The organism is Aeromicrobium sp. UBA7512, from assembly GCF_002476985.1.
In the GTDB taxonomy this organism is placed as follows: Bacteria; Actinomycetota; Actinomycetes; order Propionibacteriales; family Nocardioidaceae; genus Aeromicrobium; species Aeromicrobium phoceense.
In genome coordinates this window covers 378,107-400,760 of record NZ_DLNK01000005.1, presented here as the reverse complement: position 1 = coordinate 400,760, position 22,654 = coordinate 378,107, and the positions used below count along the sequence as shown (strand labels likewise).

General features: G+C 71.2%; 21 protein-coding genes. 13 read left to right on the top strand and 8 right to left on the bottom strand.

The genetic code is table 11. The annotated features are described in order from the left end of the window. The coding region (locus B2363_RS08400) for a choice-of-anchor A family protein (protein WP_286929609.1) at positions 1 to 1,117 on the bottom strand (1,117 nt) is incomplete at its 3' end. A gap of 56 nt (positions 1,118 to 1,173) precedes the next feature. Between B2363_RS08400 and B2363_RS08395 the strand changes: the two genes are divergently transcribed. The 4 genes from B2363_RS08395 (at position 1,174) to arr (ending at position 4,982) form a co-directional block, all read left to right on the top strand. Continuing rightward, positions 1,174 to 2,136: a glycosyltransferase gene (locus tag B2363_RS08395; RefSeq protein WP_286929608.1), complete on the top strand. Its 963-nt coding sequence runs from the start codon at positions 1,174 to 1,176 to the stop codon at positions 2,134 to 2,136. Then, on the top strand, positions 2,129 to 3,298 hold the full coding sequence (gene glf, locus B2363_RS08390; RefSeq protein WP_286929607.1) for a UDP-galactopyranose mutase: 1,170 nt from the start codon (positions 2,129 to 2,131) through the stop codon (positions 3,296 to 3,298). The genes B2363_RS08395 and glf overlap by 8 nt, the downstream gene beginning before the upstream one ends. Then, the gene (locus B2363_RS08385; RefSeq protein ID WP_286929606.1) at positions 3,291 to 4,493 is read left to right on the top strand and encodes a CDP-glycerol glycerophosphotransferase family protein; all 1,203 of its coding nucleotides are present in this window, start codon (positions 3,291 to 3,293) and stop codon (positions 4,491 to 4,493) included. The genes glf and B2363_RS08385 overlap by 8 nt, the downstream gene beginning before the upstream one ends. Before the next feature lie 69 nt (positions 4,494 to 4,562). Further along, positions 4,563 to 4,982: an NAD(+)--rifampin ADP-ribosyltransferase gene (gene arr, locus B2363_RS08380; RefSeq protein ID WP_286929605.1), complete on the top strand. Its 420-nt coding sequence runs from the start codon at positions 4,563 to 4,565 to the stop codon at positions 4,980 to 4,982. Here the strand turns inward: arr and B2363_RS08375 are convergent. Then, entirely contained in the window at positions 4,969 to 6,390 is a 1,422-nt protein-coding gene (locus B2363_RS08375) for an MFS transporter (protein WP_286929604.1), read from the bottom strand. The genes arr and B2363_RS08375 overlap by 14 nt on opposite strands. Positions 6,391 to 6,484: 94 nt before the next feature. Here B2363_RS08375 and B2363_RS08370 point away from each other — a divergent pair, with 94 nt between their 5' ends. Further along, positions 6,485 to 6,928 (top strand): MarR family winged helix-turn-helix transcriptional regulator, encoded by a 444-nt coding sequence (locus tag B2363_RS08370; protein ID WP_286929603.1) that lies wholly within the window; start codon positions 6,485 to 6,487, stop codon positions 6,926 to 6,928. A gap of 20 nt (positions 6,929 to 6,948) precedes the next feature. Beyond that, on the top strand, positions 6,949 to 7,290 hold the full coding sequence (locus B2363_RS08365; protein ID WP_286929602.1) for a DUF2200 domain-containing protein: 342 nt from the start codon (positions 6,949 to 6,951) through the stop codon (positions 7,288 to 7,290). 4 nt (positions 7,291 to 7,294) lie between these two features. Here the strand turns inward: B2363_RS08365 and B2363_RS08360 are convergent, their stop codons facing one another. Next, on the bottom strand, positions 7,295 to 7,876 hold the full coding sequence (locus B2363_RS08360; RefSeq protein WP_286929601.1) for a TIGR03086 family metal-binding protein: 582 nt from the start codon (positions 7,874 to 7,876) through the stop codon (positions 7,295 to 7,297). Between the two features lie 105 nt (positions 7,877 to 7,981). Between B2363_RS08360 and B2363_RS08355 the strand changes: the two genes are divergently transcribed. After that, positions 7,982 to 8,338 (top strand): TraR/DksA family transcriptional regulator, encoded by a 357-nt coding sequence (locus B2363_RS08355; RefSeq protein ID WP_286929600.1) that lies wholly within the window; start codon positions 7,982 to 7,984, stop codon positions 8,336 to 8,338. Continuing rightward, positions 8,335 to 8,748 (top strand): ASCH domain-containing protein, encoded by a 414-nt coding sequence (locus B2363_RS08350; protein WP_286929599.1) that lies wholly within the window; start codon positions 8,335 to 8,337, stop codon positions 8,746 to 8,748. The genes B2363_RS08355 and B2363_RS08350 overlap by 4 nt, the downstream gene beginning before the upstream one ends. 87 nt (positions 8,749 to 8,835) lie before the next feature. Here B2363_RS08350 and B2363_RS08345 read toward each other — a convergent pair whose 3' ends face one another. Beyond that, positions 8,836 to 12,354, bottom strand: coding sequence for an SdrD B-like domain-containing protein (locus B2363_RS08345; protein WP_286929598.1), 3,519 nt, complete (start codon positions 12,352 to 12,354; stop codon positions 8,836 to 8,838). A gap of 295 nt (positions 12,355 to 12,649) precedes the next feature. On the opposite strand from B2363_RS08345, the gene B2363_RS08340 reads away from it, so the two are divergent. After that, a complete protein-coding gene (locus B2363_RS08340; protein ID WP_286929597.1) occupies positions 12,650 to 14,227 on the top strand; it encodes a sigma-70 family RNA polymerase sigma factor in 1,578 nt (525 codons plus the stop codon). Positions 14,228 to 14,360: 133 nt separating this feature from the next. On the opposite strand, the gene B2363_RS08335 is transcribed toward B2363_RS08340, so the two are convergent. From B2363_RS08335 to B2363_RS08325, 3 genes are all read right to left on the bottom strand, one after another. After that, the gene (locus B2363_RS08335; RefSeq protein ID WP_286929596.1) at positions 14,361 to 15,938 is read right to left on the bottom strand and encodes an FMN-binding glutamate synthase family protein; all 1,578 of its coding nucleotides are present in this window, start codon (positions 15,936 to 15,938) and stop codon (positions 14,361 to 14,363) included. 53 nt (positions 15,939 to 15,991) lie between these two features. Next, positions 15,992 to 16,654: a histidine phosphatase family protein gene (locus B2363_RS08330; protein ID WP_286929595.1), complete on the bottom strand. Its 663-nt coding sequence runs from the start codon at positions 16,652 to 16,654 to the stop codon at positions 15,992 to 15,994. A gap of 105 nt (positions 16,655 to 16,759) precedes the next feature. Then, entirely contained in the window at positions 16,760 to 17,233 is a 474-nt protein-coding gene (locus B2363_RS08325; RefSeq protein WP_286929594.1) for a winged helix-turn-helix transcriptional regulator, read from the bottom strand. Positions 17,234 to 17,311: 78 nt separating this feature from the next. On the opposite strand from B2363_RS08325, the gene B2363_RS08320 reads away from it, so the two are divergent. From B2363_RS08320 to B2363_RS08305, 4 genes are read left to right on the top strand one after another with little or no spacing between them, the layout of a single operon-like run. Further along, positions 17,312 to 18,673: an MFS transporter gene (locus B2363_RS08320; protein WP_286929593.1), complete on the top strand. Its 1,362-nt coding sequence runs from the start codon at positions 17,312 to 17,314 to the stop codon at positions 18,671 to 18,673. After that, a complete protein-coding gene (locus tag B2363_RS08315) occupies positions 18,670 to 19,440 on the top strand; it encodes an acyl-CoA thioesterase (protein WP_286929592.1) in 771 nt (256 codons plus the stop codon). The genes B2363_RS08320 and B2363_RS08315 overlap by 4 nt, the downstream gene beginning before the upstream one ends. 29 nt (positions 19,441 to 19,469) lie before the next feature. After that, positions 19,470 to 20,720, top strand: coding sequence for a hypothetical protein (locus B2363_RS08310; RefSeq protein WP_286929591.1), 1,251 nt, complete (start codon positions 19,470 to 19,472; stop codon positions 20,718 to 20,720). Between the two features lie 42 nt (positions 20,721 to 20,762). After that, complete coding sequence (locus tag B2363_RS08305; RefSeq protein WP_286929590.1) at positions 20,763 to 22,127, top strand: NAD(P)-binding protein; 1,365 nt, start codon at positions 20,763 to 20,765, stop codon at positions 22,125 to 22,127. 14 nt (positions 22,128 to 22,141) lie between these two features. Here B2363_RS08305 and B2363_RS08300 read toward each other — a convergent pair whose 3' ends face one another. Continuing rightward, positions 22,142 to 22,618, bottom strand: a complete 477-nt coding sequence (locus B2363_RS08300) for a nucleoside deaminase (RefSeq protein WP_286929589.1) — start codon at positions 22,616 to 22,618, stop codon at positions 22,142 to 22,144. Positions 22,619 to 22,654: the final 36 nt, after the last annotated feature.

Below are 22,654 nucleotides of genomic sequence, written 5' to 3'. Positions count from 1 at the left end.
TGGTCGGTTCGGTCGTCGGCTCCGTGGTCGGCTCGGTCGTCGGCTCGCTGGTCGGCTGCGTTCCTGACTCGCAGTCGATGACGCCCTGGAAGGGGAAGTCGTGCACCTCCCGGACCTCGCGGCCGGCGAAGCTGAGGTGGTCGAAGCTCCGCGCGATCACGTTGCCCTCGATGTTGCCGTGGGCATACCAGTCGAGGTCGGCGCGCGGCGCGTAGATCGTGCCCTCCAGCGAGTCCGAGTTCTCGATCTCCAGGGCAGTGGCGTCCGGGAAGTTCCACAGCATGTACGGCGCGTTCGCGCTCGAGACACCGGCGAGGTTCGGCATGCTGCCGTTGAAGTTCCCGGTCACGTTGATCAGGAGAGTCGTGCCGGGCCCCGGCCGCGGCTCGTTGAACGTCAGGCTCGTCAGCCCGTCGAGCTCGGCGGCCGTCACGTTCAGCACGTTCGTCGTGCCGGGCGTCAGCGACAGATAGGCCTGATTTCCGGCAGGAACGGGCCGGGCCAGCGGCGTACCGTCGGCCGCCGTCAGGGGAACGGTGTTGGCGCACTGCCCCATCTCCGTGGAGAGGGTCCTGTACTGGGAGAACGCCGCGGCGAAGTCGACCTCCGGCACCGGCTGGGTGAACTCGGCGACGGTCTGAGCCGTCTGGACCTCGAGTCTCGGGATGTAGTCGGCGGACTCCCCCGGCGGCACGGCGACGGCGCCCGGGCCGCCGACGAAGGCGTCGTAGGTGGTGTCGTCCATCACGCGGGCCTGACCGCCCATGATCCGCAAAATCGATCCTGAGCCGGCCTGCGGGAAGTTCAACCCGCCGCCGACGTAGAGCGCGACGTTCTGGGGCGTCGGAGAGGAGGCGGGACGCATGACGTTGTAGTTGCGGCGGAAGGTCACGTCGCCACCGACGGCCATCGTGCCCTCGGACTCGTCCGCCTCGAGGATGACGTCGTTCTCGACGAACACGAGGAAGCCGGCGTTGGCAGGATCGGCGATGTCGATCAGCACCGGGTTGACCGGTCCGACGGCCCACGCGGGAGGCGAGACCACCAGGCCCGCGCCGGCCGCCGCCGCCAGCATCCCGGCGACGGTGAGTGCCCGACCCGCGGTGCGCAACCCCACTCGACCACTGTAGGTGGGATTCACTGATCCGTCAGGCGGGCCGATAGCCTGTCGTGGTGAGTTCGACGACCGGCACCCTGGCGATCGCCATCGTCACGTTCAACCGCTCCGCACTGCTCGACGAGCTGCTGCAGAGCGCCTCGACGATGACGACACCCCCTGATCGCATCATCGTCGTCGACAACGCCAGCACCGACGACACGCAGGAGGTCGTCACCGCGTGGGAGGCGCAGTTCCCTCCCGGCCTGCTCGTGAACCACCGCATGGAGACCAACACGGGCGGCGCCGGCGGCTTCAGCGAGGGCACCAAGGTCGCGCTCGAGCTCGGCGCCGAGTGGGTCTGGCTGATGGACGACGACGTCGAGATCCTGCCCGACGCGCTCGAGCGGTTCGCACCCTGGATGGCGCGGTTCAAGGTCATCCACGGCCGCCGCTACGACGTCGACGGCACCCCGTTCTACTGGCAGGCGAAGTTCAACCAGTGGCTCGGTGTGCCGCTGCCGTACTCGGTGAAGACGTTCAACACCGACGGCTACGCCGTGACCAACTCCGGCACCTTCGAGGGCATGCTCGTGCACGCCGACGTGGTCCGCCGCATCGGCCTGCCCGACCCCCGCTTCTTCATCTCGTGGGACGACGCGATCTACGCCTGGCTGGCCTCCCTGGAGACCGAGGTCGTCTACGTGGACGAGTTCGTGCTGCAGAAGAAGCGTGAGCAGAAGCAGGTCAGCCTCGGCGTGCGCCACCTCAACGACTCCAGTCCGCTGGCGAAGTACCACGTGATGCGCAACCGGGCCTATGTCGGCCGCTACTTCGACGAGCACGGCCACCTGAGCCGGCCCGGCTTCGCCCTGGGCACGGCGCTGACCTTCGCCAAGGAGATCGTGCGGCTCGTGGTCGTCGAGCGCTCCTTCCGCGGATTCTCCTCGCTCGTGAAGGGCTGGCGCGACGGCCGCAGGATCTGGGCCGATCGCACCTGGCAGCCGATGCCCGCGCTGGAAGGCGGCCGCGATGACTGACGTCCTCGTCGTCGGGTCGGGCTTCTTCGGGCTCACCGTGGCCGAGCAGCTGGCCAACGATCCCGGTCTCAAGGTCCACGTGATCGACCGTCGCTCGCACCTCGGCGGCAACGCCTACAGCGAGGCCGAGCCCACCACCGGCATCGAGGTGCACCGCTACGGCGCGCACCTGTTCCACACCTCGAACGAGCGGGTCTGGGACTACGTCAACCGCTTCACGACCTTCACCGGCTACCGCCACCACGTCTACTCGACGTACCGCGGCGAGGTGTTCCCGCTGCCGATCAACCTCGGCACCATCAACCAGTTCACCCGCTCGGCGATGGGTCCGGACGAGGCGCGCGCGTGGGTGGCCGAGCAGGCGGGTGCCGCGCTGTCCGGCGGCGCCGCGGCGGCCCAGAACCTCGAGGAGAAGGCGATCAGCCTGATCGGCCGTCCCCTCTACGAGGCGTTCATCAAGGGCTACACCGCCAAGCAGTGGCAGACCGACCCCACCGAGCTGTCGGCCGACATCATCACCCGGCTGCCGGTGCGGTACACCTACGACAACCGCTACTTCAACGACCGCTACGAGGGCCTGCCCACCGACGGCTACACCGCGTGGCTCGAGCGGATGGCCGACCACCCGAACATCACGATCGGCCTCGACACCGACTTCTTTGACGAGAGCCAGCCTTACAACAAGAAGTCGTGTGTGGGCCAACTACTGACGGTGTACACCGGCCCGCTCGACCGGTACTTCGACCACGCGCACGGCCCGCTCGGCTGGCGCACCCTGGACTTCGAGTCCGAGGTGCTGCCGATCGGCGACTTCCAGGGCACGCCGGTGATGAACTACGCCGACACCGACATCCCCTACACCCGGATCCACGAGTTCCGGCACTTCCACCCCGAGCGCGACTACCCGTCGGACGCCACGGTGATCATGCGCGAGTTCAGCCGCTTCGCGAACGCCGGCACCGACGACGAGCCCTACTACCCGGTGAACACGTCAGACGACCGCACGGCCCTGAAGGCCTACCGCGAGCTGACCGAGCAGGAGTCGCAGGTGCACTTCGGCGGTCGTCTCGGCACGTACCAGTACCTCGACATGCACATGGCCATCGCGTCGGCGCTGTCGATGGTCGACAACGTCCTGCGGCCGGGACTCGTCCGTGGCTGACTCGCGGGCGGGGATCGTTCCCCGACTCCGCCAGTGGGCGATCGGGCGGCTGCGCCGCTCGCGCTTCCTGCCCGTCGGCATGCCCGACAAGCGCACCGACGAGGACCGCCTGGGTCGCGCGTTCACGCAGTCGGTCCTGGTCTACTTCCCCAACGGCGCCGACGCGCTCTACCAGCTGCGTCCGTGGTTCGGGGCGCTGAAGGCGCTCGACGCCGCGCACGGTGTGGTGGCCGTGTTCAAGGACTCCCGCACCGCCGCGCTCGTGCGGGCCGAGTCGGGCCTCGACTGCGTGACCCTGGCCCGCTACGGCCAGCTGGACGAGATCCTGGCCCTCAGCGACGTGAAGCTCGCGCTGTACGTGAATCACGACCCGATCAACTTCGAGTGCCTGCGCTTCACGTCGCTCGTGCACGTGTACCTGGGCCACGGCGACAGCGACAAGGGCGTCTCGGTGTCGAACCAGGTGAAGGCGTACGACTTCTGCTTCCTGGCCGGTCAGGCGGCGCTCGACCGCACGAGCGCCGGCGTGATGCTCTACGACGCGTCGGCCCGCTCGGTGCTGATCGGCCAGCCGCAGCTCGACGCTCCCGCGCCGGTGCCGCAGCCCGACCCGTCGCGGTCGACGGTCCTCTACGCGCCCACCTGGGAGGCGTCGCAGCCGTCGGTCTCGTACGGCTCGCTGCTGACCCACGGCTCTGCCGTGGTCGACGCCCTTGCGGGCACCCACCGGGTGATCTACCGCCCGCACCCGCTGAACGGCGTCATCGACCCGGCCTACGGCGAGGCCGACGCCGCGATCCGCGCCCGCGCCGACCGCGTGGACACCGACGTGCCGCTCGAGCAGTCGTTCGCGGACGCCGACCTGCTGATCACCGACGTCTCGGCGGTGACCCTGAACTGGCTGCCGACCGGCAAGCCGGTGCTCGTGTGCCGCCCCCGTGTGCCCGTGCCGCCGTCGCGCCTCATGGACACCCTGCCGCTGCTGGACGAGGACGCCGACGTGGCCGCGCTCGTGGCGCAGCACCTCTCGACCGACCCGAGCGCGGCGGCCCGCCGCGACCTCATCGAGTACTACCTCGGCGACACATCGCCCAGCGCCGCCACCGAGCGGTTCCTGCAGGCCTGCTCCGACGCGATGGACCTGCGCGACCGCGCCTGGGCCGAGCACCGCCGGCTGGGCGCGACCGGCCCCTGAAGGGACGCGCGCTTCGTCCTTCGGGACATCTGGGTACCCAGATGCGTCACCGTGGGCGATCCTGACCGTATGAGCGACGACCGACTGGGCCCCGACGACGGGCCCTTCTTCCACGGCACGAAGGCGGTCCTCTCCCCCGGCGACCTTCTCGAGCCGGGTCGCCGGGCGAACTTCGGTGAGAATCGCACCGCCGGCCACATCTACTTCACCGGCACCCTGGACGCCGCGACGTGGGGCGCCGAGCTCTCGGTGGGCGAGGGCCGCGGCCACATCTACCGGGTCGAGCCGACCGGGCCCTTCGAGGACGACCCGAACCTGACGGACAAGAAGTTCCCGGGGAACCCCACCCGCTCCTACCGCAGCAAGGAGCCGATCCGCGTGGTCGAGGAGGTCGTCGGGTGGGAGCCCCATCCGCCGGAGGTCCTCCAGCACATGCTCGACAGCCTCGCCGCCATGAAGGAGCGGGGCGAGGTCGTCATCGACGACTGAGGCCCTGACGCGGCACCAGCAACGCGACGAGAGCACCCGCGAACGCCGCACCCGCGCCGATGACGAAGCACAGCTGGAAGGCGCCCTTGTCGGGGATCGCGTAGCCCCCGAAGTCCACCGTCCGGCTCGTCAGGACGGCCGCCATGACGGCGCCGGCGATCGTGGTGCCGACCGAGCGCATCAGGGCGTTGAGGCCGACGCCGGAGCCCGACTCGGACTCCGGCACGTTGTCCAGGATCAGGGTCGGCATGGCCGCGTAGCCGATGCCGACACCGGCGCAGGCGACCAGCGAGCCGAGCATGAGCTCCCACGGCGCGTTCATCAGGAACAGCGTCACGAGGTAGCCGACCGCCAGGACCGTGGCGCCGATCGACAGCGTGAGGCGGGCGCCGATCGAGGTGATCAGGCGGCTCGAGACGGGCGCGAAGAACATCATCATCAGGCCACCGGGCGCCATCCACAGACCCGCCTGGAGGATCGTCTGGCCCAGGCCGAAGCCGGTCTCCTCGGGCAGCTGCAGCAACTGCGGCAGCACGATGGACTGCGCCATCATGCCGAAGCCGATCAGGACGGCCGCGAGGTTCGTGAACAGCACGGGCGGATGGGCGCTGGTGCGCAGGTCCACGAGCGGGTCGTGGTGGCGCAGCTCGAACCAGCCCCAGAGCAGCAGCACGACGACGCCGCCCACGATCGCGCCGATCGTGCGACCGTCCGACCAGCCCCACTCGCTGCCCTTGCTGACGCCGACCAGCGCCGAGACCAGGCCGACGGCCAGGCCGGCGACTCCCACGACGTCGATGCGGGCCGGGTGCGCGTCGTGGACGCTCGGGACGACGACCAGGGTCGCGACGAGGATGACCGCGGCGAGCACGGACGAGAACCAGAACAGCGCGTGCCACGAGTAGTCCTGGGCGATCCACGCGGCCAGCGGCAGGCCGAGGGCACCACCGACGCCGAGCGTGGCGCTGACCGCGGCGACGGCCGTCGCGCGCTTCTCGGGCGGGGCGACCTCGCGCACCATGCTGATCGCGACGGGGATGTAGCCCATGGCCATGCCCTGCAGGGCGCGACCGACGAGGAACGGCGCGAGCGAGCTCGACATCGCGGCGACCACGGAGCCGGCCACGAGGATCCCCGCCGAGACGACCATGACCTTCTTCTTGCCGTACATGTCGGCGAGGCGCCCGGTGACGGGCATCGTCACCGCGGCTGCGAGCAGGGTGGCGGTGACGGCCCAGGACGCGTTGCCGGGCTCCGTGCCGAGCAGTCGCGGGAGCTCGCTCTGGATCGGGATGACCAGCGACTGCATGAGCGCGCCGGCGAGGCTGCCGAAGCACAGCACGAGGATGACGGCGATCGGCGAGAAGCGGGTCTCGACACGCTCGTCGACGACGGAGGGAGAGGGCATCGGGCGGGTCCTGTCGGAAGCAGCGATGTGTAATCTACACATTCGACTTGTGTAGACTACACATGACATCCGTTCCCTGACCACCGGAGCCAGCATGACCTCCATCACCGAGGCCGCCCGAGCCAACCCGGCCTGGTCCGCGCTCACCGCGATCTCGCGACTCGAGCGGGGCCAGCGCGCGGTCGTCGGACCACGAGGGCACGCCGACCAGCGGCTGCTGTGGATGTTCTCCGACGGCCGGCCGCGGACCCTGCGGGAGATCGCGGACGAGCTCGGGCTCGAGCAGTCCACCGTGAACCGGCAGGCGAACGCCGCCCTCAAAGCCGGGCTGCTGCAGCGGTCGCGGGAGCCGGGCCAGAGCGCGTGGCACTTCGTGGCCAACGAGAGCGCCCTCGCGGAGTTCGCCCGCGATCTCGACCGCCACCTCGGTCTGCTGGACCGCGCCTTGGACGCCCTCCCCCGCGCCGACCGCGTCCGGTTCCTCGAGCAGTTCGGCACGTTCGCCGACGCGTTCGTCGAGGCTGCCGCTGAGGCCTGATCGAGGCCTAGGATCGGCGCATGCACCGGATCTTCACGACGAGCGTCGCCTCGGTCTACCCGCACTACGTCACGAAGGTCGAGAAGAAGGGGCGCACGAAGGCCGAGCTCGACCAGGTCATCGAGTGGCTGACCGGCTTCGACGAGAGCACCCTGCAGAAGCACCTCGACGCCGGGACGACGTTCGAGGACTTCTTCGCGCAGGCCGACCTCAACCCCAACGCCTCCCTCATCACGGGTGTCGTGTGCCACGTGCGCGTCGAGGAGGTCGAGGACCCGCTGATGCAGAAGATCCGCTATCTCGACAAGCTGGTCGACGAGCTCGCCAAGGGCAAGGCGATGGAGAAGGTCCTGCGCGGTTGAACGGTCAGCTGGGCGTCCAGCGCGGGTCGCGGCCGGCCCGCGCCACCAGGCGATCGAGGACCGGGGCGTCGTCCGGCACGGTGACGGCCGGACCGAACAACCCCGGCGTTCCCGCCGGGTCGAACTGCTGCACGAACTCCAGGCACGCGGCCGCCGTCGCGTCGTCGAGGACGTACTCCTGACCGGTGGCGCGGGCGAGGTCCCAGCCGTGCAGCACCACCTCGTCGAGCGCGACCCTCCCGGCGACGTCGCCCGGGAGGTCGACACCACCGGCCCGCGTCATGCCCTCCCACGCCGCGGGGTCGCGCCAGGCCACCAGCAGCCGCTCCAGGTGATCCTCCAGCTCCGAGCGCCAGCCGTCCTCCACGGTGGGAGCGGCCCCGGGATCCGGCGCGGTGTCGGTCAGCGGCCCGAGCTCCTTGGCGGCGGCCGCGCGGAACGCCTGCGACAGTCCGCCGACGTGGTGGAGCATCTGCCCCACGGACACGCCCTCGCACGGGGTTTCGTGGTCGAGGTGCTCGTCCTTGATGCCCCGGACGGTCGCGAGGAGGGCCTGGGCCGCGGGTTGCAGGTCGACGGTGCTCATCACCCGAGTGTCGTCGCGGCTCGCTCGTCGCGGAACCCCCTCACGGTGGACAGACGCGGCATCATGGATGGGCGGCGCGTGCGCGGCGCGGAACGGAGGTCCCCCATGACGAACGAGACCCTCGAGCGACTCGAGGCCGAACGCGAGCGGACCCGGGGTCAGCTGCACGGCCTGATGCGGGACTTCGACCAGGTCGTGGAGGCCTCCCTGGACTCCAACGCCGACGACGAGCACGATCCCGACGGCTCCACCGTCGCGTTCGAGCGCTCGCAGGTCGACTCGATGCTGCAGCAGACCCGCCAGCACCTGGTCGAGATCGACGCCGCCATGGAGCGGGTCGCCGCCGGCACCTACGGCACCTGCGAGTCGTGCGGCCGGCAGATCGCCGCGGCGCGGCTGGAGGCCCGCCCGGTCGCCCGGCTCTGCATCGACTGCGCCTCGGCGAAGGAGGGTCAGCGATGACGTGGCCGCGGATCGACGGGATGCGGGGCCTCGAGCTGGGCTCGCCCGGTGAGCTGCGCGCCCGCCTGAACGGGCTCGTCCTGGCCGGGCAGAAGCGCGCGACCGCGGGCATCCTGACCGAGTACGAGGTGGAGCAGGAGGAGCTCGAGCACATCGGCGAGCGCCTCGCCCTGCTGGACGACGACGAAAACCGCATCGGGACCGTCGAGGTCACCGGCCTCTCGATCCACCCCTTCATCGAGGTGCCGTGGGAGTTCGCCGCCGCCGAGGGCGAGGGCGACGCCGACCTCGACGAGTGGCGAGCCGGCCACCGCGGCTTCTGGGCGACCGCCGGATCACCGGTCGAGGACGACACCCCGATCGTGTGCATCCGGTTCACCCTGGTCGACGTCGTCGAGCCCGGCGACTGAGCCGCCTCCGGACGCAACGGTGCCCCGGTCTTCCGACCGGGGCACCGTCACCTCCCCATGCTGTGGGGCGGTCGCGTCACTCGCTCGTCACAGCGTGCGGCGCCGTCCGCTCCACAGGATCGCTCCACCCGCCCCGAAGAGGGCGAGCATCAGCGCCACGAGCCCGAGGCCGATGCTGGTGCCGGTCCTGGACAGCTGTCCGGCCGACGCCTCGGCGGGCTCGCTCGGGTCGGATCCCCCAGAACCCGACCCGTCGGACACCGCAGGGTCGTCACCCTCCGGGTCCCCCGTCTCCTCCCCCGTGCCGATGTCCGTCGGCGGGGTCTTCACGACGACGCCGGCGTCCCACGTGGGGTCGATGCCCTGCGTCGCGGTGATCTCACGGTGCTCGTAGTCGCCCTGCAGGGCGGTGTTCGAGTCGCCGAGGACGATCACGACCGTGAGGCCGTTCGCCGGGTCCGCATCGGAGTCGAGGGCGTCGTCGCCCCCGGCGTCCCGCTGCGTGAACTCGTACGTCCGCTGCTGCTCGGGCGTGAGCGTGAAGCGCACCCGGTAGGTGCCCGCCGCGAGCTCGTCGAACGCGTACCGGCCGTCGCGGTCCGTCGTGGTGGTCGCCAGGACGGCACCGTCCTCGTCGAGCAGCTCGACGGTGACACCGGGCAGCGACTTCTCGCCGGAACCCTGGATGCCGTCCTTGTCCGTGTCGATCCAGACGCGGTCGCCGATCGCGTACGACTTCGTCACGAACCCGAAGTCGAGCGTCGGGTCACGGTCGCCGTCCTGGTGCAGCTCGCCGGGGACCGTGGCGGCCTCCCACGTGGACGAGTCGAGCACGCGGTCGCCCGCGCCGGCCTTGGTCGGCACGTAGGGCTTCAACGCCTCCGCCGACGCGTCGCGGTCGATCCGCACGGTGTACGTCCCGTCGCCGGTCAGCGCGGGCAGGCGGTCGAAGGTGTACGCGCCGTCCGCACCCGTCGTGACGGGGCCGACCGGCTGGCCGAACACGTCCACGACGGGCTTGCCGTCGGGTCCGACCACCTCGAGGACGACGCCCTCGATGCCCGGCTCGCCGTCGTCCTGGCGACCGTCGCGGTCGGAGTCCACCCACACGAAGTCGCCGACGGAGACCGAGCGCAGGGGCACGATCTCGGCGAACGTGTCGCCGATCCGGTTGACGATCGGGGCGGAGGCGTCGTTGACCTTCACGGCCACGTAGGCCGCGAGCGAGCCACCGGCCTGCAGGCGGGTGCCGTCCTTCTGCCTGATCGTGACGGACTCGCTGCCGGCGTCGTACGACGCGACGAGGTTGCCGCCGATGTCGACCGGTCCGGTGCTGGGATCGGCGCCGGTGGCCCGGTCGGCCTCGTCGACGAACCCGAGGAAGTCGACCGCGCCGGGCAGCTCGTCCACGACGGGCAGGATGGCGACCTGGTCGTAGCTGCCGTGAGGGATGAACTCGATCCGGTAGACGTAGCGGTCCTGGACCAGCGAGCCCGATCCGTCCATCTGGGCCGAGATCGACTCGGTCCACTCCTGCGCCACGTTGTCCCAGATCCGCTTGCGGACCTCGGCCTCGTCGCCGTAGGACGTGGCCTCGCTGACGGTGTCGGACCAGTGCAGCGGGACGCCGTCCAGGCCGAACAGCGTGGCCTTGTTGCGGATCGTCTTCGTCTCCTTGCCGACGAACTCCTTCGTGGTCAGCGCGATCGTGGCCTGGAAGCGCTTGTCGGCGCCGCGTGCGTCGACGACGGCGTCGCCGGCACTGCTCAGCTCGATGACGAGGTCGTCGTCGGCGTTCGTGCGGAGCTCGAAGTGCGAGGCGTCGAGCGCGACGCCGTCGTACGTGCCCTTGACCGTCACGCCGGAGAGGTCGCCCAGGTCGTACACGTCGGTGTCCACGTGGTCCACGATGCGGCTGTGGCGGACGTCGATGCCCTTGCCTGCGGCGACCGTGAACGTGTAGTCGACCGTGACGGACTCGCCCGGCTCGACCGACTGCTGACGCGCGGCGCCGGTCTTGGTGAACACGCTCGGGTCGTTGACCCCGCCCGTCGTGTCGGGCAGGGCGACCACCGTGACGTCGCGCGTCACGGAGTGCGGGTTGCCGTCGCGATAGTGGAAGTCGGCCACGTTGCGCCAGCGGTACGGCGTCGCGTCCTTGATCGTGGTGCTGCCGGCGACGGCGAGGCCGTCGACGGTGGTGAGCTGCGCCTTCACCGCGATCGAGGCGTTGGTGGTCGCGTCCTTGCCCACGTTGACGAGCAGCCGCTGTCCGTCCACGCAGTACTGGCCGACGAACGCGTCATCGGCAAAGGCGGCCGCGCTCGTCGGGCAGGTCCCGGCCATCGTCAGCGTGATGCCGGTGGACGTGAGGAAGTCGGCCGCGTCGGTGCGCCACGACGCCTGGGTGGGCAGCGTGTCGCTGATGACCACGTTGCGGCCCAGGACCTTGTTCGGGTTGCTGCCGTCCCAGCCGCGCAGGTCGGCCTTGAGCGTGTAGGTGAGGTCGGCCGGAGGCGTCAGGAGGCCCGCTTCGTCCGTGACGATGTTCTTCGTGCTCCAGGCGGCCGTCTTGCCGAAGAGCGCTCCCACGTTGGGTCCGGGGTTCGGGTTCGCCACGGAGTGCCGCAGGCGGACGCCCGCCTCGCGCACCACGGAGGCCGAGCCGAAGCTCGCCGTGTTCGTCAGGACCGTCTCGAACTGGCCGTGACCGCCGGAGAGCCGGTCGTACTGCGCCTGCAGGAGAGCCTCGATGGCCGCCACGTCGGTGACCCGGGCCCGGTAGGTGATCGCGAGGATCGACGGGCCGGGCAGGTCGACCGCTCCGCTGAACTGCTGACCGGTGACGGTCGGGGCGAAGGTGAACGGTGCGGTCTTTCGGTTCAGTCCGGCGGCGTCCCAGCTGGTCAGCTGACCGCTGAAGGAGCCGGCCACGTAGCCCAGGCCCGCGGGCAGCCGGTCGGCGATCTCGAAGCCGTCGCGCGCCTCGGGCGAGTTGACCCGCAGCGTGTAGGTGAGGTCCTGGTCCACGATCTCGGGCTTGAGCTTCACCCGGCCGTCGACCACCGTCACGAAGCTGTCGAGGTTGCCCGGGGCCACACCCTTCGAGAAGCCCTCGGAGACGTTCGCGAACTCATCGCCCTGGTCGCGGATGATGACCTCGATCGAGCTCTCCTGGCCGTCCACCTTCCAGACGATGGTGTCCTCGGTGCTGCCGTCGACCTGGTTCACGGTGAACTTCAGGTCGAAGACGCCCTGGTTCACGCCGCTCGGCCACGGATCCTTGAAGGTGATGGCGACCTTGTTGCCGTCCTGGCGGACCGACTCGATCGCCGTGTTGGCGGCCGGGACGCCGGTGACCTTCACGTTCGGACCGAGCTCGAAGTCCACCGTCGCGCCGGGCTGGACCTGGGTGTCGTACTGCACTCGCAGGGTCAGCTCGTCACCCTCGTCGACGACCTCGGCGCCGTGGTACGTGGCGCCGTTGAGCAACAGGTTCGACGTGATCCCCGAGGTCGCGGCGACCGCGGGAAGTGCCAGCACGGTCAGCAGCAGCGCCAGTGCCGCCACGAGCGCGACCCGAGCGGCCGACAGTGTTCGTCTCATCGATGTGTTTCCTTCGTGGTGGAGCTTTTCGTCCCCGAGAACGCGAACGTCTGAACGTCTACTGGAGTGACGGGAGCGAAAATCTCGCGCCAAAAAGCACGCAACGTGTCCCTGTTCACATTGGGACGAAACGAGACATTTGTTCCGGGTGGTGTCGTAACGTGGCGGCCGAAGGGGAGGCGGAGCAGGGCCGGGACACGGACCGCTCCACGAGGCGATGACGGATCAGGAAACGCTCGCCGCGCCACCTGACACCGAGCTGGTGGAAGGAGTGCGGTCCGGGGACGAGCACGCGATGGCGCAGCTGTACGAGCGCCACCGCGCGGACGCGCTGCGCGTGGCCAGGATCGTCAGCCAGGACACCGACGCCGACGACCTCGCCGCCGAGGCGTTCGCGCGCGTGATCACCAAGATCGCCGAGGGCGGCGGCCCCACGTCGGGTTTCCGGCCCTACCTCCACACGGTCATCCGCAACCTCAACATCGAGCGCCGTCGGCAGGCGGGCCGCGAGCAGGCGGCGTCGGACAAGCCGTGGCTGCTCGACTCGACCGACGAGGTCGAGCCCGAGGTCTTCGACGAGGTCGACGCCGACCGCGCGGCGCGCGCCCTGCGCTCGCTGCCGGACAACTGGCAGCAGCTGCTGTGGAAGCTCGACGTCCAGGGCAGCAAGCCGGCCGAGGTCGCCCGTGAGCTGGAGATCCCCGTCGCCTCGGTCTCGAGCACCGTCTACCGCGCGCGTGAGGGCCTGCGCGTGGCGTACCTCGACCAGCACGTTCCGCGCGCGGACGACGGCGACTGCGCGTGGACGCGCGCACGCCTCAGCCGCCTCGCCCGGGGCAGCCTGACCTCGCGGGCGACCGCGAAGGTCCACCTCCACCTCAACCAGTGCGCCGAGTGCGCCGCGCTCTACGACGACCTCCACCGGCTCAACACGAAGCTGGGCGCGTTCGTCTGGCCCCTCGTGCTCGCGGGTGGCGTGTCCGCGGGTGGGTTCCCGTGGTCGGTCGGCGCCGCCGCTTCGCCCACGCCCTCGGGCCAGTCGTCCGGTGTGGGTGGCGGTGCGGGGGCGAGCATCGGCACGAGCGTCGGCGGAGTCGTCGCGGGTGCACCCGTGGCCGCGGTCGCCGCGGGGATCGTGGGCCTCGTCGCCGTCGTGGCGGCCGGTGCTCTCTGGCTGACCAGCAGCTCGGCCGAGCCGTCCGCGGCCCGGGTCGTTACCCCGGTCCTGGAATCGGTCGTCGAGGAGAGACCCACGGAGGCGAAGACAGCGGCACCCCCCTCGGCCGGCCCCCTGGGACTTCTCGCGACGCCGCTCGGCATGACCCCGCTGCCGTCCGGCGACGACCCGACGACGTCCGCGCCCACCGATCCGCCTCCGTCGGACGAGCCGGCGCCGGAGACCACGCCCGAGCCCACGCCCCAGCCGACGGAGCCCGAGCCCACGGAGCCCCAGCCCACGGAGCCGGAGCCCACGGAGGAGCCCCCGGTCGAGCCGGTCGACCTCGGTGTCGGCGAGCCCACCGTGGTGGCGACGGGCGAGGACTCCCACTGGGAGCTGACCGTTCCGATCTCCGCGCAGGAGGGCGCCGCCGCCGAGTCGTTCACGCTGAGCGTCGACCTGACCATGAACGACGTCACCGGATTCGTGGAGCGGCGCTCGGCCGGGTGGAGCTGCGGCCCCATCGAGGAGGGCGGCTCGAACGGCGACCCGTACTTCTTCGACACCGTGACGTGCGACTACACGTACCAGCCGGGTCAGGCCGTGACGCCGCTGCAGCTCGTGCTCATGGCCGTCGAGCCCTCGGGAACCGCCACCGTCCGCGGCGCCGGCAACGCCGACCCCGACGCCTCGTCGGACTCGCGCCAGTTCTGACCGGCGGCGTCAGCCCGGCGTCGCCCCCAAGCCCCACGCCCACTTTTGTGACGCTGCTCGGCCGTCAGAGCTCACACAGAGCGAATCGCGTCACAAAAGTTGGGTCGGGGGTGAGCGCGCCGAGTCGGCCGGGTCAGCGGAGGGGCTGACCCGCCTCCCGCTGGTCCTCACCCAGGGCGGCCATGACGCCGATCAACTCCTCCTGCAGCTTCGGGCCGAGCTCGCCCCACCCCTTCTCGTAGCCGTAGAGGTCGCGCAGGGACTCCGACGAGCGCTGGCCGTCGAGGATGTCGATGTCGTCGGCGGTCATCATCCCCGGGTGCACCACGCCGACGGCCTCGGAGACCTTGAGCAGATCGCGGCGCAGGGCCAGGACGTAGCTGGCGAGCCGGTCCTTCTTCGACGTCGGGTCCAGCCCGCGGGTGTAGCGCGGGTTCTGCGTCGCGACGCCGACCGGGCAGTGGTCGGTGTGGCACTTCTGGGCCTGGATGCAGCCGATCGACAGCATCGCCTCGCGCCCGACGTTGACCATGTCGGCGCCCAGCGCGAAGGCCACCAGCGCGTTCTCGGTGAGGCCGAGCTTGCCCGCACCGATGAACGTGAGGTCGTCGGTCAGCCCCGCCACCGCGAAGCGCTTGTAGACCTCGGTGAACGCGATCCGGAACGGGTAGGCGACCGAGTCGGCGAAGATCATCGGCGCCGCGCCCGTGCCGCCCTCGCCGCCGTCGACGTTGACGAAGTCGACCCCGCGGTCGCGGGGTCCCATGAGCTCGATCAGCTCGTCCCAGAACTCCATGTTCCCGACCGCCGACTTGATGCCCACGGGGAGTCCCGTGGCCTCGGCGACGAGCTCGACGAAGTCGAGCATCGAGTCCACGTCGTCGAAGGCGGTGTGGCGGCTCGGCGAGGCGCAGTCCACCCCCTCGGGGATGCCGCGGATCTCGGCGATCGTCCGGTCGACCTTCGCGCCCGGCAGCATGCCGCCGAGGCCGGGCTTGGCCCCCTGCGAGAGCTTGATCTCGATGGCGCGCACCGGGGCCGACTGCACGAGGTCGACGAGCCGGCCGAGGTCGAACCGCCCGTGCTCGTCGCGGCAGCCGAAGTAGGCGGTGCCGATCTGGAAGACGAGGTCGCCGCCGTGGCGGTGCGCCGGCGCGATCGACCCCTCCCCCGTGTTCTGCATGCACCCGGCGATGGCCGCGCCCGCGTTGAGCGCCTGGATGGCGGGTGCGGAGAGGGCGCCGAAGCTCATCCCCGAGATGTTGACCACCGAGGCGGGACGGAAGGCGTGCCGCCGGCCGCGTGGCCCACCGAGCACCTTCGCGGAGGGCAGCGGCATCCCCTCGCTGCCGTGCGGCGCGGTGGTGGCGCCGGGGCCGGAGAACGTGCGGTGCTTGATGATCGGGTAGCCGACGACGCGCTCGATGTCGTTGTCGGTGCCGAACCCGAAGTAGCTGTTCTCGCCCTTGGCGCTGGCGTAGACCCAGCGCCGCTGGTCACGCGAGAACGGGCGCTCCTCGTCGTTGCTCGTGACGATGTACTGGCGCAGCTCGGGACCGACCGTCTCGACCCAGTAGCGGAAGTGTCCGAGGACGGGGAAGTTGCGCAGGATCGCGTGCTTCTTCTGCGTGAGGTCGTAGGCGACCACGCCGCCGAGCGCGGCGGCCGCCAGCCCCGCGAGACCCGCACCCGCCCGTGTGACTGGTTCCATCCCTCAGGTCTAACCCCCCGCGTGCCCGCTGTCGACTCGACCGGGAAGCGGCGTCAGTCCTCGTCGACGGGCTCGCCGGTCGGGTCGTCCTGCCGGACGTCGAGGTGGGCGCCGCCCACGGGACCCTCGGGCCAGCCCACGAGGGTCCATCCGTTCCGCGGATCGCCCTGGACCTCGACCAGGCCCGTGTTCGGCAGCGGCGACCGCTCGACGAAGTCGACGTCGATGCCTCCCACCCTCGCGCTGGTCCACGCGCGGATGGCGGCACCGTGCGACACGGCCAGCACCGTCTCGGCGCCCGATCGCGCGATGTCGGCGATCGCGGCGTCGTAGCGGTCGAGGAACTCGTGCCCGTCCTCGCCGCCGGGCATCCGCGCCGCCAGCCGTCCCCGCGCCCAGGCGAAGGCCGTGTGGAGGTAGGTCAGGTGGGCGTCGTGGTGACCGGCCATCTCGAGGTCGCCCGCGCCGATCTCACGCAGGCCCTCCAGCGAGGTCGGCTCGAGCGAGCTGGCCGCCGCCAGCGGCGTGGCCGTCAGGGTCGTGCGCCGCAGGTTCGAGACGAAAACGGCGTCGATCGCTCGCTCACCGAGGGCATCCGGGACGGCCTCGGCCTGACGGATTCCCAACGGGGTCAGCTCGGCACCCGGCGCCGCGGTGTCGAGCAGCCCGCGCACGTTGGACGGCGTCTGGCCATGGCGCAGCAGCAGGAGTCGCATGGCTCCACCCTGTCACCCGCCACCTGCCACTTTTGGAACGGGATCGACGTGCGGAGCGCCCCGCGAGGTTGATTCCGTTCCAAAAGTGGCGAGGGCGGCGCTGGACTAGACCTTCGCGCGGCCGCTGTCGACGTGCTCGGGAACGATGCCGCCGTCGGGGGCGCCGGGCCCGTGGCGCAGCTCGAGGTCGCGCCCTCGTAGACGCTCACCACAGTCCGAGCACGTGAGCTCGGCGTGGGCGACGTGGCCGCAGGTGGCGTGGACGATCTCCACCGGAGCGCCCTCGGGAGCGAGCCAGCGGTCGCCCCACTGGCGCAGCATCGTGAGGACGGGCCACAGGTCGCGGCCCTTCTGGGTGAGCACGTACTCGAACCGCGGCGGCCGCTCCGAGTACTGGACCTCCTCGAGGATCCCGTGCTCCACGAGCGTCTGGAGCCGTGCGGACAGGACGTTGCGAGCGATGCCCAGGCGCGACTGGAACTGCTCGAACCGGGTCACCCCCATGAGGGCATCACGCAGGATGAGCGGGGTCCACCACTCGCCGATCACCTCGAGGCTCTGGGCGATCGAACAGTTCATCTCAGAGAAGCTGCTGCGGCGCATGACCCCAGACTAGTCGGTTGCGTCATGCAACGCACTAGGTCTACAGTCCGTTTCGTGACACAACTGACCACGCGGACCGCCTCACCCCGCGCCGTGATGGCGGTCGTCGCCGTCGGCGTGCTGCTGTCCGGATTCGACCTCTTCATCGTCAACGTCGCGCTGAGCGACATCGCCGCCTCGATCGGCGAGAGCGACCTCGCGAACCTGTCGTGGATCCTGAACGCCTACGCGATCACCTTCGCCGCGTTGCTCGTGCCGGCCGGGCGGATCAGCGACGTCATCGGCAGCAAGAACGGGTTCCTGGCCGGCCTCCTGGTGTTCACGCTCGCGTCCGCCGCGTGCGCGTTCAGCCCCGACCTCGGCACGCTCGTGGCGTTCCGGATCGTGCAGGCCGCGGGCGCGGCCCTGATGATTCCCTCATCGCTGGGCCTGGTGCTGACCTCCTTCCCGGCCGAGAGCCGCGCGGGCGCGGTGCGGCTGTGGGCCGGTCTCGGCGGCGTCGGCGCCGCGCTCGGTCCCGTGGTCGGTGGCGTCCTCGTGCAGGTCGACTGGCGGTGGATCTTCCTGGTCAACGTCCCGCTGGGCATCACCGCTGCGGTCGTGGGCTGGCGCCTGCTGCCCGCCACCACCGGGCATCCCGGGCGGCGCCCCGGCCTCATCGGAGCGCTGCTGCTGGTGGCCACCGTCGCCACTCTCGTCCTCCTCCTGGTCGACGGCTCCGAGTGGGGCTGGACCTCCACGCGGACCCTGACGGTCGCCGCGATCGTGGTGCTCGGGATCGCGCTCAACGCGTGGGCCGTGGCGCGGTCCGCAGACCCGATCGTGAGCCTCACACTGCTCCGGGCACCTCACTTCGCCTCGATGAGCCTCACCCTCCTGGCGTTTCACGTGGCGTTCGGCGCCATGCTGCTGTCCGTCGTGCTGTGGCTGCAGGACGTGTGGGGCCTCTCCGCGCTCCAGACCGGTCTGGGCATCGCGCCCGGCCCCCTCCTGGTGCCCTTCGTGGCGGTGTACGGCGCTCGGTTCGTGTCGACGATCGGCCCGAGGGCGGCGATCGCGCTCGGCACCGTCGTGTTCGCCGCGGGCGTGGCGTCGTGGGCGGTGCTCGCCGGCCCCTCCACCACGTACGCCGCGACGATCCTTCCCGGCATGCTGCTCACCGGCGTCGGCGTCGGACTGGTCGTTCCGTCGTCCATGGTGCTGGGCTGCAGCGCGCTGCCACCGGAGCAGAGCAGCACCGGCTCGGCCGTCCTGCAGACCGCGCGCCAGGTCGGCATCGCGGTGGGCGTCGCCGCCCTCGTCGCCGTCCTCACGGCGCAACCGGCGGGTCCCGACGCCTTCGCGGTCGCCTGGTGGATGACCGCCGGCTTCGCCCTCGCGGCGAGCCTCACCGCGATCGGTCGGTCCACGCGATGACCGCCGTGATCGCCGACGTCCTCGACGGCGCGCACGACATCGACCTCCAGCCGTTCAACGGGTTCGGCGGCCTGCAGGGCGGGGTCGTCGCAGCGATCATGCTGCGCGAGATGCGCGCCGTGGCCTCGCCCGACCTCGTCCCCATCGAGCTGACGGCGCACGTCGTGCGACCCGTCACCGAGCGCCTTCGGGTGCGGCCCGAGCTGACGCACGACGGGCGCTCCACGAAGCTCACCAGCGCGACGGCCACGTCAGGCGGCAAGACCGCAGCGGTGGCCACCGCGGTGCTCGCGGCTCCGCGCCGTCCGGACGTGCCGACGGATCCGGGGCGCCCACCCGTCGTGGACTTCCCGCTCGAGGAGGCGCGACGCTTCGTGGTGCCGCCCGAGTTCGTGCCGATCAGCACCCGGATCGAGATCCGGCCCGCCACTGCTCCCCTGCCGTTCTCCGGCTCCTCGGAGCCCAACCTGAGCGCGTGGATCCGCATCAACGAGCGGGTCGAGGACCCGTGGGAGCGGCTGCTCATCCTCTCCGACGCCCTGGCCCCGTCGTTCGCGGCGGTCCTCAGCGAGATGCGCCGGATCCCCACCGTGCGCACCACCGTCCGGTTCACGCCCGAGGTGGCCACCGAGGAGGTCGACTGGGTGCTCGTCGACTCCACCACGGTCGACGCGAGCGGCGACGGCTGGCTCACCGAGGACATCCGCATCTGGACCCCCGACGGCGTGCCGCTGGCGACCTCGTCGCAGCTGCGAACCCTCCGCTAGCGGGTCCGCCGCGCACTAGGCTCGCGGGCGTGAGCACGCGTGACTCGGTCGGCTTCGCCGCGATCGTCGGAAGTCTCGCCGGCGCGGCCCTCGCCTCCCGGCGCGGCACCCGTGCGGTCGTGGCCTCCTCGATGGCCGGAGGAGCCGCACTCGCGGCGTCCGAGGCCGTCGCCCGCGCCCGCCAGGGCAAGGACGAGATCCCGGCGCTGTGGCAGCGGATCGCCGTGAGCGCGGCGCTCGCCGCCCCGCTCGGCTGGGCCGCGGAGCGCGCGGGAGCCGGACCGAGGACGATCGGCACGGTCACCGGTGCCGCGATCGGCGCACTCGGCCTGCGACCGCAGAAGGTGGTGATGGGCCCCGTCGTCGGCGCGGCAATGGGCCAGGCCCTGCACCGCGGAGGGGCCTCCGGGGGGCTGGCGGCCGCCGTGACGGTCGTGGCCCAGCGCAGCCTCTCGGCACTGATCTTCCGCGACCCACAGATGAGTCTGCTGGCCGAGCGCGCCCGCGCCGCCGACCTGCCGTTCGTGGTCCCGCGTCCTGCCCGGTCGAGGTTCGTCGGCACCGACTACGTCCGGGCCCTCGCCGAGGAGCTCGGCGGGACCTACACGGCGGACCACCCCGACACCGGCATCGTCGCGTCGCTCGATGCCCTGGCCGGCCCCGACTTCGACCCGCAGCACGTCGATCCGCTCGTGCGGGAGTTCTACGAGCACACCACCCGGTTCGCGCTCGACATCGTCCCGCGATGGCGTGCCTGGGTCCGGCCCGGCTACCTGCTCTACCGCCGCCTGGTCGCGCGGCCGCTGGGCCAGGCCAGCATGCCGATGAACCAGCGCGAGGCCCAGCGCGGCATCCGCAGCCGCATCGACACGATCTCGGGCGTGGACGGCACCGTGTCCGTCCGCGGCTGGATCCGGTCGTTCGCCGATGACGACGAGCCGATCATGCTCGGCATCTACACGACCTACGCGCACGAGGGAGCGGGCTACGTGAGCGTCGGCTTCCCCCTGCCCGAGGGCAGCTTCACCGCCACCCTGCGTCCCCGCTCACGACCCGACGGTGGCCTCGCCCTCACCAGCCGCGTCGACGACGGCCAGGCCGGGCACTACCTGTCCTACGTCGACACCGCCGCCGACGAGCTGACCACCCTGTCGGTGCCCGGCTTCGAGGAGGAGCTCGACGTCTTCGTCCGCGACGGCGCCCTGCGCGCCGAGCACGCGTTCCGGCTCTTCGGGTTCGGCTTCCTCGTCCTGGATTACCGGATCACCCGGAGGTCCTGATGGGCCGTTGACGCCGTGCTCGCGCGGGCGCACGGTGAACGTATGAGCACCCAGCTCGACGTGGACTACCTCGTGGTGGGCGCCGGCGCCATGGGGATGGCGTTCACCGACGCCCTGGTCGACCACGCCGACGCCCGCGTCGCCCTCGTCGACCGGCGGCACGCCGCCGGCGGTCAGTGGCTCGAGGCGTACCCGTTCGTCCGGCTGCACCAGGCCTCCGCGTTCTACGGCGTCGCGTCCACCCTGCTCGGCGGCGGGCGGCTCCAGGAGAGCGGACCCGAGCGGGGCCTGCAGGAGCGCGCCACCCGGAACGAGATCTGCGGCTACTTCGAGTCCGTCCTCGAGGCGCTCACGGAGTCGGGTCGGGTGGAGTTCCTCTCCGGCTGCGAGTACGCCGGCGACCGCACGGTGGTGTCGCTGGTCTCCGGTGAGCGGTTCAGCGTGCCCGAGAACTGCCGGATCGTCGACGCCCACTACCTGGCCCCGAGCATCCCGGCGGAGCAGCCGCCACCCTTCGCCGTCGAGGACGGAGCGCATGTGATCGCGGTCAACGACCTCGCCCGCCTGGAGGAGGCGCCGAGCGAGTACGTCATCGCCGGCGCGGGCAAGACCGCGACGGACGCCTGCATCTGGCTGCTGGCCCACGGCGTGGACCCCGATCGGATCACGTGGGTGCGTCCGCGCGATCCCTGGCTGTTCGACCGTGCCGTGATCCAGCCCGAGCCGGCGATCTTCCTGGGCATGGTCGCCGACCTCATGGAGACCGCACGCGAGGCGGCCTCGCCAGAGGACCTCTTCCTGCGCCTGGAGGACGCCGGGATCATGCTGCGGATCGACCGCGACGTGGCGCCCACGATGGCGAAGTGCCCCACCCTGGGCCGGTGGGAGCTGGAGGAGCTGCGCACGCTCGAGCACGTCGTCCGCCACGGCCACCTCAGATCGGTCGGCCGCGGGCGCCTCGACTTCGCCGATGCCTCCGTGCAGGTGGCGCCCGACGCCGTGGTCGTCCACTGCGCCGCGGACGGCCTGAAGTACCCGCCGCTCGTGCCGATCTGGGGCCCGGACGCGATCACGCTGCAGCCCATCCGCGCCGGCTTCCCGTGCTTCGGCGCGGCGCTCGCCGGCTACGTCGAGGCGACCCGCGACGACGACGCGACGAAGAACCGCCTGTGCGCCCCGACGCCCTACGGCGACTCGATGCGGCAGTGGATCGCGATGACGGTCCTGGGCGGTCGCTCCGCCGCCGCGGCGACCTCGGAGGCCGACGTGAAGACGTGGTCGAACGGGGTCGCCCTCAACCCCGCGCGCATCCCCGAGGGGTATTCGTCAGCAGCCCTGGACGACGCGCGCGAGCGCCTCGCGGCACACGGTGTCCCGGGGATGCAGCGCCTCGCCCAACTGGTGTGACGACGCCCGACGGCTCAGTAGCGCACGCGATCGACGCGCTCGAGCCACGCCGCGAACGGACGCGACGCGGCCTCCGTGCGTGCGCTGACCACCGGGATGCCCCACGTGGCCCGGTCCCGGGCGAACAGCTCGTAGAACTCCCGGTCGTCGAACCCGCCGTCGGCGGCGTCGTCCCGATCGGCGGCGTACACGACCCGGTCGACGCGTGCCCACAGCGACGCCGCGAGGCACATCGGGCACGGCTCGCACGACGCGTACAGCGTGAGCCCGGCTAGGGAGAAGTCGCCGAGCGCCCGGCCCGCCTCACGGATGGCGACGACCTCGGCGTGCGCGGTCGGGTCGAAGTCGCGCGTGACCCGGTTCTGGCCCGTGGCGACGACCTCTCCGTCACGCACCAGGAGGGCTGCGAACGGACCGCCTCCGGCCTCGACGTTCTCGACGGCGAGATCGATCGTCATGCTCAGCCAGCGCGCATCCTCCGGGTCCGTCATGGGGCGAGCGTAAACGCTGTTCAACGCCGCTGAGTC